The organism is Saccharopolyspora erythraea (genome assembly GCF_018141105.1).
Taxonomy (GTDB): Bacteria; Actinomycetota; Actinomycetes; order Mycobacteriales; family Pseudonocardiaceae; genus Saccharopolyspora_D; species Saccharopolyspora_D erythraea_A.
Genome location: NZ_CP054839.1, coordinates 5,850,648 through 5,869,025 on the forward strand (window position 1 = coordinate 5,850,648; position 18,378 = coordinate 5,869,025).

Consider the following 18,378-nt stretch of genomic DNA (forward strand, 5'->3'; position numbering starts at 1 on the left):
GTCCGTGCATGCGGCAGCGGGCGCGAGGTCCGATGCCGCATCACCAGGTCCCCCCGCCGGTCGCGGCCTTGAGCGCCCCACCGAAGGCCCCGCCGATCGAGTTGACCAGCCCCGGACCCTGGCTGCCCGGCCGCACCATGACGAAGATTCCGGCGACCACGATGATGCCCATGGCGATATCAGCAACCTTATTCATGCTTTCTTCTCCTATTCCTACGTGGATTGGATGGGTGGCCCCGGCGGTACCGGCGGCAGCGGCAACGGCGGGGCATTCGGATCGGGCGGCGGCGGGGGCGGTGCGATGAGCTGATCAATCCACGCCTGTGCATTGAAGCGCGGAATGACGTTCTCACGCGGCTTTCGGGCCGCCATGTCCTTGAGCCGGTTGGACATGCGCACCCCGAACGCGGTGCCATCGGTGAACGGAGCCAACAGCAGCATCAGCACCGTGAGACCGCCGAACGCGGACGCCAGGCGCCCGGAACGCGGCCCAATCCCACCGATGGCGAACAGCACCACGAACACCGCCGACCACAGCAGTTGCCGCGCTATCCACTGATTGAAGCTCTTGACCCAATCCGGCTTCACCAACGGATACAGCCACATCAGCAGAATTCCGCACAGCCATTCGCCTTTCAGCGTCCGCAGCGAGGCCGAACCGCTGTGCATGTTGCGCGAGGCTGCCCGGCCGGAACGGCGGGCGACCTTGCCCGCCGTTCCGGCGACCTTGACTGCCGCAGCGGCTTCCGGTCCAGCAGCCTTAGCGGCAGTCTTGGCAGCCTTTCCGGCTTTACTGTCCTTCGGCTGCTTGGGTGATGCCGCCATACACACCCCTAATGAATCCTCTGAACCCTGGTTCGGGTGCGTTATAGCCGTGCAGCGCCACCCATTCCAAGGCGATTCCGATGATGATGAGAGTCAGACCGATTGCCGGACGCATCAGCCCGGCCCCTTCAGTGCTCCGATCAAGGCTTGCGGCGGGAACAGCAGGGCAATTGCCCAACCAAGCAGAACCCACAAAATGATGTGCTTGCGCTTCATGAGATCAGCCTCCGTGAACGTGGCGGAAAATGTAGCGGAGCGTGAGCAACAGCCCATATTCGGCGAGTACCAGCAGCACCAGATACGACACCGTGGGCTGCCAGGGTCGGCCTGATCCGCCCGAAACCGGCGGTGTGGGCGCAGCAGCGGGCGCGGCCTGATCAGCGGCACCACCCGGGTAGCGGCCTGCCATTTAGATACCCTCCATTTCCGGCGGAATCGCGTTGATCGGCACCACTTCGTCAGTGATGATTTCGACCGTGCCCGGCAGGTTCTTCGCACCGGCAGCGGTCGCGGTTTCCATCATCACGTAGGTGGCATTCGACGTGGGCAGCCAGTACGAACCGGTGAGCTGACCAGGCTGGCGGAATCGGGGAATCACATACACCCCGGTTTCGCGTTCCGCGATCCCCAGACCCAACGAATCGTAGTGCCACTCCATTTGCGAGAACAGCGACTCAGGGGAGCGAACAAACACCGACCGGTCGTCGAGCCTGAAACGAATGGGATCACTGAGATAGTCCTGCCGTTCGCCCTTGGAGTCCCGCACCACCAGAATGATCGTGCGGTACTCATTGCCCGTGTTCGAGAGCTGCAACAGGTTGTCCGCACCGGCCGCATTGAGCGTCTTCACATCGTGGCGCAACAGCGACCCGACCGACAGGCCCGGAGGCAGTGGGGCAATCGGATTACCGTGCAAGTCCTGTGCGTCGGTCTGCGCCCACGTCTCCAGAAATCCCGTCACGGTGACGTTCGGCCAGGCTGACACGTTGCCGGTGGCGATGTTGTCCCCACCGGCCAGCGTGTAGCGAATGCGGTACTGCGCACGGGCATCGGTGTTAGCCAGCACCCCAGCCGTGTCCCGAATTTCCGGGAAGATGCGCAGTACGAAGCTGGGATTGATGCCCCGGTTGTACCCGCTGTACTTCGTCGGGTCGCCCATCCACGGCTTGCCGTACTTGTTCTCCAAGTAATAGGCATACCCGGACATCGGGTACTTGATCGGGCTACCGTCGATGTTTTCCAGCGAAATCGACGTGATCAGCGACCACGGATTATCGGGCGCGATGCTGCCCTGCCCCAGCGCACCGCCGGTCGCCTTCACATACAACGTGACACCCCGCAGAAAACCGCCAGGCGTCACGTTGTGAACAAACTCCTGACTCGTGCCCGGCTTCACTTCGTAGGTGTCAGTGAAAATCTTCTCAGCGTAATGGCTGGACCCGACCAGAAACGGGATCTGCACAGCCCCGCCGTGGCCCTTGTTCGGCGGCGGCGCACCCGGACCGCCAACAGTCGCAGCAGGCATGAAAACTCCAATCATATTGATCAGTACTGGAACGCCATGGCGCGGCCCACGTGCTGCCACGTGGGCGAATTCGAGTTAGCGAAATGCGCGGCCAACAGACGCCACAACGTGCCCATCAGAAGCACAGAGAAAAACGCCGACGTTGCCGCAGTCGCCGAAAAGTGAACGTGCACAGTACACCCCCTCACTGCTTTCGGGAGAATCGCTTTCAGTGTAGAGGCCGGCCACCTCCGGAAGCGACCCTCAAAAATTGCCCCGCGGTGCTCTATCCGGGCAGTTTTGAAATGTATGCCTCGCGTTTGCGTCGTCGCACGATCAGAAATTCATGCGGTTCGAGATCCAACAGAATCGGTTTGTACTTCCTGCGCCCGCCGATCACCTCCGCAACCCGCGCGGCGTCATCCTCATCATCCGGCCTGAACGCAACCGACCAGCTTGGTTCGGAGTGCATATAGCGCGACACGAAACGGGGTCGCTGCGTCATCGCCATCAGCGTGATTCCCAGCGCCCGCGACTCTCGCCAGTACTTCGCGATCAGCGGTGAGAGCTTCAATTCGTGTTCGATGTAGGCGATCTCATCGAACTGGATAATGACATTGGCGTCAGGCTTCCACAGCTCATCCAGCATTTCAAACACAGCTTGACGCTGCCGCGCGATGCCTTCAGACGGCTTACCGGAGGTCGGCCAGTAGATCACGCGGTTCTGCCCGTAGTCAGGTGGCCACGTCCGCCGGATCACCCAGCCCTGCCGCGCCATGCGCGTCATAGTGGAATCGGCCGGTTTGGTCGCAACAATGATGGCGTGCGCCCCGGACCGCGTCACGCGCTGATGCAACAGATGCGTCGCGAAATACGACTTTCCCGAACCTGTCGGCCCCAACACGGCCATGTGTTCGGGTTGCCACTTTCCGCCGGGCCAACCCCAATGATCCAGAATCGCGGGCTCTAGCTCATCCCACGGGATACGCTCGACCATGAGTCTCCGCCGATTCGTCGTCGCTGTTCTTCGGGCTCAGGTGGTGCTCGCGAATCGTCATGATCAACGGAGTCAGATGCATCAGCAGCGGCACGATCTTGCCAAGTCCCATCGTCTGTTCAAGGTACTTGCGCGCCCGCGCAGACGATGCCGCTAATTCCGCAATGTCGTTCGCGATCAGAGAGCTGGTCTCATTCAGCGCGCCACCACACACCGGGTCCCGCGTAGACCACAGCATCGCAATCATCTTCAGCATTGCGTCTAATTCTTCGCCGAGTTCACGGGCGAACGCTTGCTGCTTCTGCTTATTCGTACTTCCGCGCGGCCTGCCGCGCTTACGCGGCTTGTCTCCCGGTGTCGGTTCCTGCGCCGCATTCAGGCTGTCGTCAACAGTAGTGATGGACAGATCAGGCATGAGATTTGCACCCCTCGAAAAAAACGGATTCGATGCTAGCCTGAGTATATGCAAATACCGCCCGAGTGCGGGCGCTCGATAATCGCGTTCACGAAAGGGGCTGTTCATGCCTGAAAAGAAGCGTCGACTCAGCGACAAAGAGCGTGAAAAGTTGCTTGCGCTGTTGGCCGAAGACGAGGATGAAGGCGTTGAAGAAACCACCGAAGAAAACGAGGCTGAAGCGTCCGCGGGAACCAATCAGGTTATTGTCTTTGCTGGATCTCCCGACGAGTTTATCCGGCATTTCGGCCCCGCGTCGCCTGCTGATGCGAATATGGCTGAAAAGGGCGATGAAGAGGAAGATAAGGGCGATGGCGGCCAACAGGAGGAACCGGAGTCAGCCGACGAGCCCACTCCCAAGTCCCGAAGCCGATACTTCCGGAAGTAGCCACGATGGCCAACATCGTTGAAACCATCACCAGCGTTGCCCAGCAACACGGCGTTGATCCGATTTTGGCGCTGGCGACCGCATACCAGGAATCGAAGCTGAATCCGCGTGCGGTTGGCGATAACGGGACGTCGTTCGGGTTGTATCAGCTGCACCGGGGTGGCCAGTTGGGAAACCATACCCCGGAATGGGCGTTCAATCCTGCCAACAATGCCAATCAGGCGTTGTCGGTGATGGCCGATGTTGCCCGCGATCACCCCACGTGGTCGCCGGGACAGATCGCGGCAGCCTCGCAGCGACCGGCGAACAAGGCGGCGTATGCGACCAACGTCAACAACTGGTACCGGCAGATCAAATCCGGTCAGCTCAAGCTCAATGGCGGTCCGCAGGCACCGCCGCCGACCGGCCAGCCACCGCCGCCAGGCGCCACACCCGCCGGTTTCGGAACGGGTTCCATGTTGGGGCTTCCCGATCCGTTGGGCGGTGCCGCGTTCACCGCCTTGGGGAAGGTGCTCGGCTGGGCGAACCTGCCCAACCTGTTCATCCGCATCTTCTGCGGGTTCCTTGGCGTCGGGTTCATCGCCGCTGGCGTGTTTTTCTTTGTCACAGAAGGGAAATCATCGTGAGAGTCAAGATCGAAGCGGGGCGGGAGATCGACATTGCCACCCCTGACGAGATCGGCGGCATCGTCGCCGACGCGATCAGCCTGCGTCACCAGATGCTCATGCGGGCACCGGAGTACGCCACGGTGCGAGCCTCCACGGTCACGCTGCCCGGATACAGCGGGCGAACCCTGACGACCGGCACAGCGCCGATCGGGCCGCGCCCTGGTCGCATCTGGGACATCAGGCGTATCAGCGTGCATGGCGGCTGGGTCAGCCTGCATACCGACGACGCGTCTCCCTCTGCCTACGTCGGCCAGGTGGGCGGGCAGCCGGGCGGCATCGCCCAGTTCGGCCGGGCCTCCCTGCTGCTGCGCAACGGCCAGACCCTCTACATCGGCAACCCGAGCCCGAACGCCGTGACCGTCACGGTCTCCCTGGCAGTCGCAGACGTCGCAAGTGGCGATGAATGGAGGTTGTGAGGTGGCCTAGGGCACGCCATGATGGCGCCCGTCCGTAAAACTACGGATGCGGGATGCAGCGTGGATGGAGGCGGCCGAACCGTCTCCGTAAAACTACGGAGACGCCACGGTCGGAACCCGTGCTACCACGGGCTCCGATCGATCGTTACTCCATTCGTGTACCGTAGAACTACGGATTCGCCCAGACTGCGAAACAGCCGGTACCGGCTACTGGGAGCGTTTAGCCAGCGTCTAGCCCGTGATTAGTGCACAGTTTTATAGCGCATTCGCAAACACGACACAACGGGCCAAATAAGGCAGTTTCAAGAAAGTTCTTGCGCGGGACCACGTCGCAGTTCATAGTGGTCGGACGCCCCGATAGTCATTGGTAGTTAGGGGAGGAGTCACCTTTCTATGTCGGGTTTCAACATCAGTGATGCTGACGGAGACATTCCGCGCTCGCGTCGCGCTGGTCTGCCTATTCCGCCTGAAGTGCGCAAGGCGGTTGATGAGTCCTTGAAGACTGGTAAGTCCAAGCGGGTTGATGTCCCTAGTGAGGACTGCGCTAACCAGGTGTTGGCGTATCTGCGAAGCCTCAGCAACCGCGAGGGTTACAAGTTCGAACAGGGTAAGGAACGCGACGGCGACAACAACACCACCGCCGTTGTGTTCAAAACCGTCGACAAGGATGAACCCAAGCGCAAGAGGACAAGTTCGCAAACCTGACAACCCGCACGGCCCAGACGCACACCGCGTTTGGGCCGGTCCTTTTGAAGGGAGAAACAAGCGTGATCATCTATTCTGCGGAAGTCCAGGAAGCTGAAGGACGGTACACCCTTACCATTACGGATCACCGGCTCAGCACGACGCAAAGCGCCGAAGTTCCGCCGCACATGGTCGACCAAATCCCGATGGTGCTCCAAATGTTGCGGATGGTCGGCTGAAGGGAACAGACATGTTCACACAAGCGCCCGCCGGAAGCGTCCGGCTCCAATTCAACCAACGCCCGTTCAACAGTGGAAAGGACTACCTGGACCGCGTCACCGGGCACGTTCTCTACTTCCACAACCGCGACTGGGCCTGCCGCGAGTGCACGTTCAGCGTGCCGGAACAGCGATATATGACATGGCGGGCGATCGTGGAGGATCACCGAAGACACACCGGTCACGCCTGATACGCTCGCCACGTCGGGAGGACGTCGGCGCCGCCGAGTCATTCAACGTCTTTCAGACACAATGGTGCCCCCGGTACGAATACCGGGGGCACCATTGTTATGCGATCAGCGGTCGAATCGACCAGCCTTCACCGCTCGGACGAAGGCTGGCACATCGGCCTTCAGGGTCGGCCCGTCCGGGTCTTTCGAGTCCCGGATCATGCCGACTGGTTCGCTTAACTCGATGCACTGACCTTGCGCCGTGCTCCGGCTAGACTTCCGCCAGCGGACGGGTTGTGCTTCCATTGGCTACCTGCTTTCGCTTCTCTGGTGATACTGCAAGATCAAGCGGGCACTGTCCGACTCAGTCAGTGCCCGCTCTTGCAGCTCAGCGAACAGGCTACCCAGCGTGGAAACGGCTTCAGCGTCGTCGACCAGGTGGCCGCCTACGGCGTACTCCTGATACCCGGTTTCAGGCCATGTGCCGGGGTCGAAGTCCAACAGGGCGAAGCTGCCTGCCATCGCCTGATGTAGACCGGCTGCGATCGGTAGCACACGGATCGTGACGTTTGGTCGCTCAAGCATCTTGAGCAGGTGTGCGAGCTGATCCGCTGCGATGCCTGGTTCAGCGGCGCAACGCTCGATTGCCGCTTCCGAGATCACCGCGTCCAGTGCGAGCGGTTGATCAGCAGTGAGCCGCTGCTGACGGTGGAGCCGTGCGGCAATGCGCTTGTCGGCTTCTGCCGACGAGACGACCAGGTGACCCAACTCCGCTACGCGACGGGCGTACCCCTCGGTTTGAAGCAGGCCGGGGATCAGCTCACCTTCCCAGTTGCGGACCCGTGCCGCTTCAGTCTCCAGCGTCACATAGGACGCGAGCCAGCTTGGAAGGCGGTACGTCTGCCACCATCCCGGCTTCTGTGCCTCTGCCCGCGTAGCTAGAAGTACCTCACGGTCAGCGTCCGGCACGCCGTACAGCGCACACATCACGATGAGGTCAGGCCGCGTCGGCACGTTGCGCCCGGATTCCAGGTGGCGGACGCGGTCAGCCGTGCAGCCCAGTTCGGCGGCTACCTCGCTCCGCGTCACGCCAGCGTGTTCACGCCACTCGGCGAGGCTCCTACCCAACATCTGCCGTCGCAAGGTCATATGCCGACTCTAAGCGCCGCAGTACAGGGACGAACGCAACCACCCGAAAGAACCACCCACGTCAGTACGCGTACTGCGCTACAGTCTTCGCAGTACGCGTACTGGTTCAGGTGTACAGCCCTTCAAAGGAGGCATCATGGCAGCACTGGCGAACGATCCGAATTCGGGTCGTGATGCCAACGATGAGGGCGAGTTCGTTTCGCTTCGCTTCTCGCCAACGGTGAAGAGGTATTCACCGCAGTCGAACTTGACGTTCGTACTACGAGCCGCCGAGTCCACCATCAGGGACACCGCACCAAAAGTTCTGGACACGAGCGCTACCAGCGAAGACCTCACGAACCTCGCCAACGGCCTTGAGGCCCTGGTTGAGGGCATCAGGGAGTACATGAAGCAACAGCGAGCGGTGGACGGCGGGTGCAGAGATGAGCACTGAGTTACGCCTGGCTTCCGCCGAGATCACTCAGACCTTCTCGCCTGTCCTGTGCGCTGACTGCGTCATCGGCGCTCACCGCTGGACCGCCGTACGAGCCGAGACGCACGCCGCTGTGCTCACCCGCTGGCACTGTGCCTGTTCCGACTGCTTCTGTGACGCCAGGCGGGTCACTGTAGGTCTGAGCCAGCGTGCACGTAGCCGCCGCTTCCTCGCCCGCGTTCAACGCGGCCTAGAGCGGCTGTAAGCCCGGTCCGGTGTCGTGCCGAGGTGCGTACGACACTGCGCACTTCCTCCCCCGTCCGGCACCGGTCCGTGCGGCCGGTTGGCACCGCTGGTGAACTGCGCCACCAGCCGCCAACCGGCCGCTTCCAATCATCTGTCAGCAAGCCGAAGGTGGTGATACCTGAGACGGAGCCTCGGATACAACGATCGGTACGCGAGCGTCGAGGCCCCGCACCACAGGTGCGGGGCCTCGACGCATCACCACCCCTGTGCAGCCCAGCCGCACCACGACGACCAGCCCGACCAGCGATCACGGACCGTGCAGGCGATCAGGCGGCATTTTTGGATCATCACGTTCAGTGAGCAGGTCCCGCGAGATGGCCAGGTTCTTCATAGCCCGTCCTCGCGAGAAGACAGCTGAGAACCCGCGGGTGGTCCAGCTGAGTCCCACACCGCAAGCGGCTCCGCCGCTTGTGAAACAGAACCTAGCAGCGTCCGCGCGAGGCGATCAGCAGCGATCGGCTCTCGCCGGACACCGGCTTGCCGACGACGGCACACGAATCCCGATCACGCATGAACGATGTCGTCCCGATTTCCAGACCGCTCCCCGACCTTCGCCGCTATAGTCCCGGCCGAGGTGAGTCGTCGTGGATGCGCTGTTGTGGGTTCTCCAGGGAGTCATGGCCTTCCTCACCGTTCCGTCGGGCCTGATCACCGCTCTGCGCCGGAACGAGCGCGCCTACGTGCACGGCATGGAAGTCCGTTCGGGCGACGGGCCGAGCCCCGCCGCGCGGCTCGGCGGCGTCCTGTCGGCCGCCTGCGGGACCGCGCTCGTGGTTCCCGGACTGGTCGGCCAGGCGACGATCCTGACGCCGATAGCCGCGCTGGCACTGGTGGCGCCGGCAGCGCTGATCCCGGTGCGGCGGGCGATGCAGGGCTCGATCGGGCCGGTCGCGGCGTTCTTCGGAATGCTCTACCTCGCCGCACCGCCGATATTGGTGGCATGGGGCCGATTCGGTCCCTACCCGCTCTAGCCGGAAGAGGCCGCATGCCGTTCGCCGATTGCCAAACCGGCGGGCGGCGTGGATCATTGGCGCCATGATCATGCGAAAGGACGACACCCGCTCCATCTGGTGAGCGCCAACGAACCCCGAGCCGAACGGCAGGGGACCACACCTCCCATTCCTCCTGCGGGCGAACCGATCCTGGAACATCTGGACGCCCTTCCCTTTCCCGCGCGAATGCGCACTCTGGCCGCCCGCGCCCGAGCCATGCCGGCCGCGGAGTACGAGCGGGTCCACACCGCCCTCGACGCCGGAGACTCCTACGAACGCCACATCGGCCTGCACCTGGCGGTGGTCCGCCGCGACCTCGCCGCCGTCGAACGGGCTCTCGCGGACCCGGTCCTGCGCCGCCGCGCCCTCTCCGCGTCGATCCGGCTCCCGGTCTCCGACCGCGCACTGACCGCGCTGGTGGAGCACTCGACTCCTCGGGACCGCGCCGCCGTCTACGGGGTGCTGCGACGTTCCCGACGCCGCGAACTCGCCGATGCGCTCGTGCCGCTGGTGCGAGAACGCTACGGGCGAGCCGAGATCGCGCGGTTGTTGCCGGCGTGTTCGCCGGAAGTGGTCGAGCACTGGCTGCCCCTCGTCGGGTCGAACACGACACTGCTGCGCAGGCTCGCCCGAACCGCACCCGCGGTGGTCGCGCGACAGCTGGCGAGCGAACCGCCCACCCAGGACGGGCGGCGGCGCAACCGGGGGTTTCTCGGTTTCCGAGGCGTGCTGGACGTGCTCGCCACCCGAGCACCCCGGGAACTCGCCTCGGTGCTGCGCAACCACCCCGGACTGCGGCACGTCGCGCTGACCCGGGACCACCGGATGACCTCGGCTCTGCTGATCGAGCCGGAGGCGCTTCTCGACGCCCCGTCCGCGCAGCACTGGCCGATCCACCACGACGTCCGGCTGTCGCCCGGCGCCCGGCACGCGATCGCCGGCCTGGACGTCGAGCAGGTCGCGAGACTGCTGAGGAAGTTCGCGGCCCTTCCCGTACGAGGAAGGGTGCTCGAAGCAGTCCCGCCGCACGCGCGGCGTCGTGTGCTCGAACGCGCCTACCCGCGCGACGAGGTGTCGACGCACGTCACGGTCGACGAAGTTCGCCGTCTGCCACCGGAGGATCGCGTCGGGCTGGCCCGGCGAAGCCTCGCCGACCTCGAGAAGCCCACCCGCGGATGGCGCCATCTGGAGATGACCGGAATGCTGCCGTACGCGGAGGCGGCCCCGGTCCTGTCCGAGGCGACGGGCAGCCACCGCTACCAGGAACGCCGCGTCGCCTGGGAATCCTTGCTGGGATGCGCGGTGTTGGAGGGTGATCGCAGTGCCTTCGCCCGCGCGGTCGCCGAAGCCCGACGCGCCTGGTACGACCAGGACCTCGTCCGGGTGGCGGCACTGCGTCCGGTGGCCCACGCGCCCACCGCTCTGCTGTCGGCGGTCCCGACCTCGGTGCCGCACGAGGTCGTCGCCGCGGTGACCAGTTCCCGGGATGCGACCGAGAACTGCTTCGGCCTGGTCTCCCGGTGGCTGTCCCGGTCCCTCGCCCAGGCGTTGACCGAGACGTCGAGCGAACGCGCGGAGGAGTTGCAGGCCCTTCTGGTTCGCCTGCACAGCGACGTCCGAGCGCCGCGCCCGCCAGTGGACGTCACGGGCCAGGATCTCGGGCGACTACTGTGGTCGCGACTGCGTTCCAGAGTCGGCCAACAAGTCCACAGTGGCCGGTTCGAAGCCGTTTTCCGGTTGGCCGCACTGGTGGAACCCGGGTCGGTGCCCGAACTCGACGAGCTGCTCGGCACGATCGCGCGGACGGCCACCGACCCGCGGGAAGCCGCCGAAGCGGCGCGGCTGTGGATCGCCGCGCCCGCGACGCGCGAAGACCGCGTCGGTGAGCTGATCGAGCACGATCCTGTCCTGGGGCGGATCGAGTGCGTGTGGCAGGTGGTCGCGACCCGCCGCACCGACCTGCTCGACCGCGTGCTCTCGCACGATCAGGCGCCGCCGCCCATTCCCGCCGGGCGGCGCGGCAGGTGGACACCCGCTCAATGCCAGCTCGCCGAGGCCGGCGCGACGGCGGCGGCGTTCGACGCCGATCTCCCAGCGGCGGAACGGGAAACGGCCGTCGCGGCCTTGTCCGATCCGGACTCGCTCACCACTCTCGCCGACCGCGCCGCCCCACCGGTCGCCGCAGCAGCACTGGGAACCCTGGCCCGCGTCGCGCCCGCCGGCCAAGCGCTGCGCGTCCTGCTCCGGCACGCCTCCGAGCCCGGCGGACCGGCCCGCCGGGCCGCCGTCCGAGCCCTCGCGGACTGCGTCGACTCGCTCCCGGACTCGCGGGCCATCGACACACTTCGTCCTTTCGTACTGGGCCGGAAATCGGTGGGTGCGGCCAAGGAAGCGGTGCGACTTCTCGCAAGCCGACGCCTGGTGGGCGCCCCGGATCTGCTCGTGGCCGCGTGGGGGTCCCCGGGGCTCCACCGCGACGTTCGAGCCGCCGTGGTCGCCGCACTCGTGGGCGTGCTCGGCGAGGACGACCGCGTTCCCGCGATCCTGGGCGAGGCGGTTCGAGGCGGTGAAGCGGTCAGGGCCGCGGTGCTCGACCTCCGCCCCGCCGAGGTCACCGCCGACCAGCGCCCCGTACTCGCGCGCACCCTGGCCGGTGCGCTCGGCACCGGCGAAGCCGAGGTCATCAGCGCATATGCCGAGTGGTGGCAGTACGCACCCGAGGCGCTCGCGGGACTGGACCCGGTTGCCGCGGTTGCGGCGCCTCCGACGGTGTTCAGCGCCCTGGCGTCGTTGCTCTGCCGTGCCGCCCGCCACGACGACGGTATTCGCGCGCTGCGCGCCATCACCGGCCAACTCACCACGGAGATCGACAACGGCTCGGCCACGGCCCGCAAGCGCTTGGAAGAGCTGCTGTCCTGCTGGTCGATCCCCACGCAGGATGAGGCGAAAGGAGCCGCCGCGCGCGTACTCGCCGACGCGTGCAAGCGCGCGGACATGCACGCCGCGGCAGTGCCGCTGCTCATGCACCTCGCACGACTGTCCCTCTCCGGCCCGCCGGAACCGGACGCCTGGGCGGAACTGGTCGCCACGATCGACGAACGCCCCTATCGATGGAAGTCGTACGGGCTGCTCCACCCCCCGCTGCGTCCAGACGAACTGGACACGGCACTGGCCATCGCCGACCACCTCAGCACGCTCGACGGGTCGGTGCCCGGACTGCTCGCCGTCCATCTGGTCCTCGCGGGCATAAGGCTGGGCGACGAAGCCGGCTCGTGCCGCGACCGGCTCACCGCCCTCCGCGAGCACCCGGACCCGGATGTGCGCGAATGCGCACGCAGCAAGCACTTCTGACACGAACCCGGTAGGCAGGTCCGCGGCTCGGCCTCTCCGGTCAGGAGGCGGGACATCTCCCGCCTCCTGACCGGCCGACGAGTGGGCGACCGATCGGGATCGCCCGGCCTAGCCGCCGAAGATGGTCCGGAGAATGCCGTTCAGGAAGCCGGCGGATTCGCTGGGCGCCGTGACGACGAAGAAGAGCAAGAACGAGCCGATGCCCATGAGCACGAACGCGATCCAGCCGACGATGATGCCGGCGAGTGCTATGCCGTGGTTGCGGTAGTGACCGGGGTTGCGATTGATCGCCCGCAGCGCGATGTGCCCGAGGATCGCTCCGATCAGCCCGAACAGGAGGGCGCCGAAGCAGGTGACGAGCCCCGCCACCGAAACGCACAACGAGGCGATGGCCAGGCCGTTGCTGCGCGGTTCCGGCGGACGGTGAGCCTCGTCCGACGCCGAAGACGGCCGTGGCGGGTTGGTCATGCCTGCCCCTTCTCCGGAGATCGACCCCACCGAGTATGGGTGTTGCGTCCACGTCTCGTGGCGGGTTCGGACGAACAGGGCTCACCTGTTCATGCACCCGCTGCCTGGTAGCCGACCGTGAAGTGCTTGTCTTCGCCAGGGTTCTCGAGCTCGTCGACGACGGCCACGGCGAGGTCCTCGGCTGCGATCCGGGACGCGCCGTCCTCGCTGGTGATGAGTGTCGTGGTGCCGCGGCGGTATGTCCCGGTGCGACGTCCGGGTTCGAGGGTGGCCGGCGGACTGAGGTAGACCCAGTCGGCCGGGTGCGCTCGGCATGCTTCCAGTTGCGCGAGGCTGGCCGCGGCGATGGCGCGGACGGCTTCCGGCACGTGGTCCGGGCTGTCGATGACGAGCAGGCCGGGGCGTCCCGGAACCCGCAAGGGCGCGGCGCCGCCGACGACGAGGATGCGCGACCCGGCCGCACCCGCCGCGTCGAGCAGTGCGGTCGTGGTCGTGGTGACGCCGTCCTCGCTGCCAGGGGCGGGGCGAGTCGCGGCCACGACCGCGTCGGCGCCCTGGAAGAGCGTCCTCATGCGGTCGGGGTCGTTCGCATCACCCTCGACCGCCGTCACGCCGGGCGGCAGTGCTGCCGACGCTGCCTTCCGGAACACTGCGAGGACATCGTGCCCCCGGCTCGCGGCTTCGGTGACGACGCGCGAGCCGACCATGCCCGCGGCTCCGACGACGGTGATCTTCATCGAGATGTCCTTTCCGGCGTTGCGGGTGGAACAGAGGAGCGGGCGGGCTGGGGAAGCTGTCCCGCGACGATCGCGGCGAGTGACAGCGCGAACCCGACGAGCTGGACGAGGCCGAGTGCCTGGCCGAGCAGGACGGCGCCGAGAACGGCGGCGACCAGCGGCGAGAGCAGGCCGAGAACCGCGACCGAGGTGACGGGCAGCGCGGTGACCCCGCGGAACCACAGGACGTAGGCGACCAGGCCGCCGACCAGCCCCAGCCAGAGGTAGCCGAGCGCCGCGCCCAGGTCGATCGCGGGAGGTGCCCCCTCGACGAAGAAGGTGACCGGAACCAGGAACAGCCCTCCCGCGGTGAGCTGCCAGCCGGCGAAGGCGGTGGCACCGACCCCGGCGGGCCTGCCCCAGCGCTTGGTCAGCGTCACCCCGAGCGCCATCGAGGCCGCACTCGCAAGCCCGGCGGCGATCCCCACGGCGTCGAGTGCCGCGTTCGGCCCGATCACCACCAGGCCCACGCCGACGACCCCCGTCACACCCCAGACGAACCGCCAGGCCGAGGGACTTTCGCGCAGAACCGCCACGGCCAGGACGGCGACGACGAGCGGCTGGGCCGCCGCCAAGGTCGCGGCCACCCCTCCCGGCAGGCGTTCGGCCGCGACGAACAGCAGCGGGAGGAACAAGCCGATGTTCAGCACGCCGAGCACCGCGGCTTTCCCCCACCACGCGCCGCGCGGCAGCGTCCGGCCGATCGCCAGCGCGACCAGGCCGGCGGGCAACGCCCGCAGGAGTCCCGCGAACAGCGGGTGGCCGGGCGGGAGAAGCTCAGTGGTGACGACGTAGGTCGTGCCCCACACCGCGGGAGCGAACGCCGTCAGGGCGGTGCGGGACAGATCCCCATGAGGAGCACTTCTGCCGGTTCCGCCGGCAACCGTCGGTGCTGCTGGACTTGTCATGCCCGCAATCTCACCCGCGAGCGATCCATGAGTCCAACACATGTTTGTCACTTCATCGATCGCGGATGAAGATGGATCCATGGAGCTCCAGCAGCTGCGCTACGTCATCGCCGTCGCCGAGACGAACAGCTTCACCCGCGCCGCCGAACGGTGTCTGGTCGTCCAGTCCGCGCTCAGCCACCAAGTCGCGCGCCTGGAAAGGGAACTCGGCGCGAGACTCTTCGAGCGCACCAGCCGCCGGGTGCGGCTGACAGCGGCCGGCGCGGCCTTCCTCCCGGCCGCCCGTCAGTGCCTCGACGCCGCCGAGCGCGCTGCCGCCGAGGCCGCCGCCGCTGTCGGCGAGGTACGCGGACGGCTCGCCGTGGGCCTGATCGCCACCGTCGCCGCGGTCGACATCCCCGGCGCCCTGCGCGACTTCCACCAGCAGTACCCGCACGTGCGCATCAACCTGCGCATGGGCGCGAGCCAGGACCTCGTCGAGCAGGTCAAGGAAGGCGCCATCGAAGTGGCGTTCCTCGGGCTGCCGACCACGGCGCGGCTCCACGGTGTCAACGCCCACGAGCTCGCCCGCGACCGGCTCGTCGCCGTGGTCGCACCGGACCACCCGCTCGCCGGCGAAACCACGACCGACCTGCGCAGGCTCTCGTCCGAGGTGTTCGTGGACCTCCCGGCCGGCACGGCCGGACGCGCCCAGTCCGACCTGGCTTTCTCGGCCGCCGGGCTCAGCCGCGACGTCGCCTTCGAAGTGACCAGCGCCTACCTCGTGGCCCGGCTCGCCGCGGAGGGCCTCGGCATCGCCATGCTCCCCGCCGCCTACGCGCCCCAGCTCACCGGCGTGGCGACCATCGAGGTCGCTGACGCGCCCGCCCGCGTCGAGTACGTCATCTGGAGCCGCCACACCCGCACACCGGCGGCGTCGGCCTTCCTGACCATTCTCGACATCCCGGCACGGGACCAGGACATCTGAGCCGGCGTTGGCTCAGAGAGTGCCGTGTCGGTGCCGAGGAGACGCCTGACCGCCGCGGCAGACTCAATCCCCAGGAAGCGTGACCCGCACCACTTTCGCGCTCCAGGGCGCGACTGTGCTTGACCATGCCGCTACGGCACAGTTTCGACTGGAACCCGTCGGCGCGAGCACGCCGACCGAGCCGCTTTCGAGACGAGGAGACGGTTGTGGCGTGGAGTACCCGTGAGATCGCCGAGCTCGCCGGCACGAGCCTGCGGGCGGTGCGGCACTACCACGAGGTCGGCCTGCTCGCCGAGCCCGAGCGGCGCGCCAACGGCTACAAGCAGTACGGCGTGGCCCACCTCGTGCGGCTGCTGCGGATCAAACGCCTGACCGACCTCGGGTTCTCGCTGTCCCAGATCGCCGCCATGGGCGATGCGGACGACCACCCGGCCGAAGCCCTGCACACCCTCGACGCCGAGCTCGCCGCCACCATCGAACGCCTCCAGCGGGCCCGCGTCGAACTCGCCGTCATCCTGCGCAAGGCCGCGCCGACCGACCTGCCCGCGGAGTTCGCTCCCGCCGCCGTTCCGGAGCTGTCCGAAGCCGACCGCTCCTTCGTCGTCGTCCTGACCCGGGTCCTCGGACCACGAGGTATGCAGGCGTACTCCGAGATGCTGCAGGACCTTCCCGACGATCCCGTGGCCTCGGAGTTCGGCGAGCTGCCCGCCGACGCCGACGAACCGACCCGGCAGGAGGTGGCCGAGCGCCTGGTCCCCTACGTCCGCGCGCTCTACGCGGAGCACCCCGGGCTGTGGGACGCCGGCGCCGACGCCCCGGGCGGCGCGCGCTTCGTCCAGCAGACGGTCGGCAAGGCCCTCGTGGACCTCTACAACCCCGCCCAGCTCGACGTCATGCGCCGCCTGGAGTCACTCCTGCGCGCATCCGGGTCCACCGATCCCGGCTGACCGCGAGAAAACACTGCCGTCTGCTTCACGAACCGCGCCGACCGCTCGCGCCACTTCGCACCGCCGCGGAGCATCCCTTAGCGGCGCAGGATGGTCTCCCGCTCCATGTGCGACAGCTTGTCGGGATTGCGCACCGCGTAGAGGCCGGTGATGAGGCCGTCGTCGATGCGCACCGCCACCACGGTGTCGAGCTCGCCGCCCTGCCGGAGCACCAGCGCCGGGTAGCCGTTGACCTGTGCCGGTAGCAGCGACGCCGTGCCTGCGAGCCTGCCCAGCCCGGCGGCCAGCAGGCGGGCCACCTTGCCCGCCCCCACGACGGGCCGCAGCACGGCCTGCCTGACTCCGCCACCGTCGCCCAGGAAGACGACGTCCGGGGCGAGAATGTCGAGCAGGCCCTGCATCTCGCCCGTTTCGGCCGCCCGCCGGAACGCATCGAGCGCGTTGCGGGTCTCGGCCGGGGAAACGACACCGCGCGGCCGGCGCGCCGCGACGTGCGTCCGCGCCCGGTGCGCGATCTGGCGGACCGCTGCCGGGGTCTTGCCGACGGCTTCGCCGATCTCGTCGTAACCGACGTCGAACACCTCACGCAGAACGAACACCGCCCGCTCGGTCGGGTTGAGCGTCTCCAGCACCAGCAGCATCGCCATCGAGACGCTGTCGGCCAGCTCGACGTCCTCGGCCACGTCGGGCGCGGTCAGCAGCGGCTCGGGCAGCCAGGGGCCGACGTAGGACTCCTTGCGGCGGCCGAGTGTGCGCAGCCGGGCGAGCGCCTGGCGGGTGGTGATCCGGACCAGGTACGCACGCCGGTCCCGCACCGCGCCGAGATCGACGCCCGCCCACCGCAGCCAGGTCTCCTGCAGGACGTCCTCGGCGTCGGCGGCCGAGCCGAGCATCTCGTAGGCGACGGTGAACAGCAGGTTCCGGTGGGCGAGGAACGTCTCGGTGGCGGGGTCCGGGCGGTCGTCGCGGCTGTCCCTTCCGCGATCGCCGGATGCGGTCTGCGACATGCCGGCCATGAGTGGCTCCTCTACGTCCTCGGCTGTGCCATCCACCAGACGCCGAGCCCCGCCGTTCTGTGACACCGGGGCGGCAGCAGACCGACTCAACGTGGCGCGCATCACACGTTGTCACAGGGGGCGGGAGGCGGGCATCTCGTGTTCGTCCAGCGCAACACCACGAGAGAGGACGAAGCCGTGGACGCCCGATTCGACCTGTTCGACAACGAGATCGCCGCCAGGTTCGCCAAGCGGTTCGCCAACACGAGCCAGGTGGTCCACCAGTCGCCGCTGCCGAGGTCCACGCAGGAGCTGGTGTCGCTGCGCGCGAGCCAGATCAACGGCTGCGGTTGGTGCATCGACATGCACACCAAGGAGGCCGCGGCCGCCGGTGAAACCTCCGTCCGGCTCCACCTCGTCGCCGCCTGGCGCGAGTCCACCGTGTTCACCGAGGCCGAGCGGGCCGCGCTGGCACTGGCCGAAGAGGGCACCCGCCTCGCCGACGCCCACCTCGGCGTGTCCGACGAGACCTGGGCCCAGGTGCGCGAGCACTACGACGACGACCAGATCGCGGCGCTGGTCTGCCTGGTCGCCTTGATCAACGCGGCCAACCGGCTCGCCGTGATCGTGCACCAGCGGGGAGGGTCCTACGAGCCCGGCATGTTCGCCGCCGCGTTGAACTGAGCGGGCAGCCGGCCCGGCCCAGTTCACCCACCCTGGGCC

At 67.0% G+C, this 18,378-nt stretch carries 22 protein-coding genes; 11 read left to right on the forward strand and 11 right to left on the reverse strand.

Features of this window, described 5'->3' with window-relative positions:
* Positions 1-40 precede the first annotated feature (40 nt).
* From HUO13_RS26130 to HUO13_RS26150, 5 genes are all read right to left on the reverse strand, one after another.
* Positions 41-196, reverse strand: coding sequence for a hypothetical protein (locus HUO13_RS26130; protein WP_211897683.1), 156 nt, complete (start codon positions 194-196; stop codon positions 41-43).
* A 17-nt stretch (positions 197-213) separates the two neighbouring features.
* Positions 214-825, reverse strand: coding sequence for a hypothetical protein (locus HUO13_RS26135; protein WP_211897684.1), 612 nt, complete (start codon positions 823-825; stop codon positions 214-216).
* 409 nt (positions 826-1,234) lie between these two features.
* Complete coding sequence (locus HUO13_RS26140; RefSeq protein ID WP_211897685.1) at positions 1,235-2,350, reverse strand: hypothetical protein; 1,116 nt, start codon at positions 2,348-2,350, stop codon at positions 1,235-1,237.
* 265 nt (positions 2,351-2,615) lie between these two features.
* Positions 2,616-3,326, reverse strand: coding sequence for an ATP-binding protein (locus HUO13_RS26145; protein ID WP_211897686.1), 711 nt, complete (start codon positions 3,324-3,326; stop codon positions 2,616-2,618).
* On the reverse strand, positions 3,301-3,741 hold the full coding sequence (locus tag HUO13_RS26150) for a hypothetical protein (protein ID WP_211897687.1): 441 nt from the start codon (positions 3,739-3,741) through the stop codon (positions 3,301-3,303). Before HUO13_RS26150 ends, HUO13_RS26145 begins: the two co-directional genes overlap by 26 nt.
* A gap of 106 nt (positions 3,742-3,847) precedes the next feature.
* Here HUO13_RS26150 and HUO13_RS26155 point away from each other — a divergent pair, with 106 nt between their 5' ends.
* The 5 genes from HUO13_RS26155 (at position 3,848) to HUO13_RS26175 (ending at position 6,175) form a co-directional block, all read left to right on the forward strand.
* Positions 3,848-4,168, forward strand: a complete 321-nt coding sequence (locus tag HUO13_RS26155; RefSeq protein ID WP_211897688.1) for a hypothetical protein — start codon at positions 3,848-3,850, stop codon at positions 4,166-4,168.
* A 5-nt stretch (positions 4,169-4,173) separates the two neighbouring features.
* Positions 4,174-4,794, forward strand: a complete 621-nt coding sequence (locus HUO13_RS26160) for a transglycosylase SLT domain-containing protein (RefSeq protein ID WP_211897689.1) — start codon at positions 4,174-4,176, stop codon at positions 4,792-4,794.
* Positions 4,791-5,252, forward strand: coding sequence for a hypothetical protein (locus HUO13_RS26165; RefSeq protein WP_211897690.1), 462 nt, complete (start codon positions 4,791-4,793; stop codon positions 5,250-5,252). The genes HUO13_RS26160 and HUO13_RS26165 overlap by 4 nt, the downstream gene beginning before the upstream one ends.
* A 393-nt stretch (positions 5,253-5,645) precedes the next feature.
* Positions 5,646-5,957: a hypothetical protein gene (locus tag HUO13_RS26170; RefSeq protein WP_211897691.1), complete on the forward strand. Its 312-nt coding sequence runs from the start codon at positions 5,646-5,648 to the stop codon at positions 5,955-5,957.
* A 62-nt stretch (positions 5,958-6,019) separates the two neighbouring features.
* Entirely contained in the window at positions 6,020-6,175 is a 156-nt protein-coding gene (locus HUO13_RS26175) for a hypothetical protein (RefSeq protein WP_211897692.1), read from the forward strand.
* A 335-nt stretch (positions 6,176-6,510) separates the two neighbouring features.
* On the opposite strand, the gene HUO13_RS26180 is transcribed toward HUO13_RS26175, so the two are convergent.
* Entirely contained in the window at positions 6,511-6,690 is a 180-nt protein-coding gene (locus HUO13_RS26180) for a DUF397 domain-containing protein (RefSeq protein ID WP_211897693.1), read from the reverse strand.
* Positions 6,691-6,693: 3 nt separating this feature from the next.
* Positions 6,694-7,533 (reverse strand): helix-turn-helix domain-containing protein, encoded by an 840-nt coding sequence (locus tag HUO13_RS26185; protein WP_211897694.1) that lies wholly within the window; start codon positions 7,531-7,533, stop codon positions 6,694-6,696.
* A gap of 136 nt (positions 7,534-7,669) precedes the next feature.
* On the opposite strand from HUO13_RS26185, the gene HUO13_RS26190 reads away from it, so the two are divergent.
* The 3 genes from HUO13_RS26190 to HUO13_RS26200 all read left to right on the forward strand — a co-directional run bounded on the left by HUO13_RS26190 (position 7,670) and on the right by HUO13_RS26200 (position 12,594).
* Entirely contained in the window at positions 7,670-7,966 is a 297-nt protein-coding gene (locus HUO13_RS26190; RefSeq protein ID WP_211897695.1) for a hypothetical protein, read from the forward strand.
* Between the two features lie 869 nt (positions 7,967-8,835).
* Positions 8,836-9,222, forward strand: a complete 387-nt coding sequence (locus tag HUO13_RS26195) for a hypothetical protein (protein ID WP_211897696.1) — start codon at positions 8,836-8,838, stop codon at positions 9,220-9,222.
* A 207-nt stretch (positions 9,223-9,429) separates the two neighbouring features.
* On the forward strand, positions 9,430-12,594 hold the full coding sequence (locus tag HUO13_RS26200; protein WP_211897697.1) for a hypothetical protein: 3,165 nt from the start codon (positions 9,430-9,432) through the stop codon (positions 12,592-12,594).
* Between the two features lie 108 nt (positions 12,595-12,702).
* Here HUO13_RS26200 and HUO13_RS26205 read toward each other — a convergent pair whose 3' ends face one another.
* Genes HUO13_RS26205 through HUO13_RS26215 form a run of 3 tightly spaced genes read right to left on the reverse strand, consistent with a single transcriptional unit; the run spans position 12,703 to position 14,746 of the window.
* Positions 12,703-13,092, reverse strand: coding sequence for a DUF4190 domain-containing protein (locus tag HUO13_RS26205; protein ID WP_249124060.1), 390 nt, complete (start codon positions 13,090-13,092; stop codon positions 12,703-12,705).
* 59 nt (positions 13,093-13,151) lie between these two features.
* Entirely contained in the window at positions 13,152-13,799 is a 648-nt protein-coding gene (locus tag HUO13_RS26210) for an NAD(P)-dependent oxidoreductase (protein ID WP_211897698.1), read from the reverse strand.
* On the reverse strand, positions 13,796-14,746 hold the full coding sequence (locus HUO13_RS26215) for an EamA family transporter (RefSeq protein ID WP_282974647.1): 951 nt from the start codon (positions 14,744-14,746) through the stop codon (positions 13,796-13,798). Before HUO13_RS26215 ends, HUO13_RS26210 begins: the two co-directional genes overlap by 4 nt.
* 79 nt (positions 14,747-14,825) lie before the next feature.
* Between HUO13_RS26215 and HUO13_RS26220 the strand changes: the two genes are divergently transcribed.
* Together HUO13_RS26220 and HUO13_RS26225 are read left to right on the forward strand one after the other, a co-directional pair.
* Entirely contained in the window at positions 14,826-15,713 is an 888-nt protein-coding gene (locus HUO13_RS26220) for a LysR family transcriptional regulator (RefSeq protein ID WP_211897699.1), read from the forward strand.
* 206 nt (positions 15,714-15,919) lie between these two features.
* Positions 15,920-16,660 carry a MerR family transcriptional regulator gene (locus tag HUO13_RS26225; RefSeq protein ID WP_211897700.1) on the forward strand — a complete coding sequence of 247 codons (741 nt, stop codon included), beginning with the start codon at positions 15,920-15,922 and terminating at the stop codon, positions 16,658-16,660.
* A gap of 77 nt (positions 16,661-16,737) precedes the next feature.
* Here the strand turns inward: HUO13_RS26225 and HUO13_RS26230 are convergent, their stop codons facing one another.
* A complete protein-coding gene (locus HUO13_RS26230) occupies positions 16,738-17,676 on the reverse strand; it encodes an RNA polymerase sigma-70 factor (RefSeq protein WP_211897701.1) in 939 nt (312 codons plus the stop codon).
* Positions 17,677-17,853: 177 nt separating this feature from the next.
* On the opposite strand from HUO13_RS26230, the gene HUO13_RS26235 reads away from it, so the two are divergent.
* Positions 17,854-18,339 (forward strand): carboxymuconolactone decarboxylase family protein, encoded by a 486-nt coding sequence (locus HUO13_RS26235; RefSeq protein ID WP_211897702.1) that lies wholly within the window; start codon positions 17,854-17,856, stop codon positions 18,337-18,339.
* Positions 18,340-18,378 lie beyond the last annotated feature (39 nt).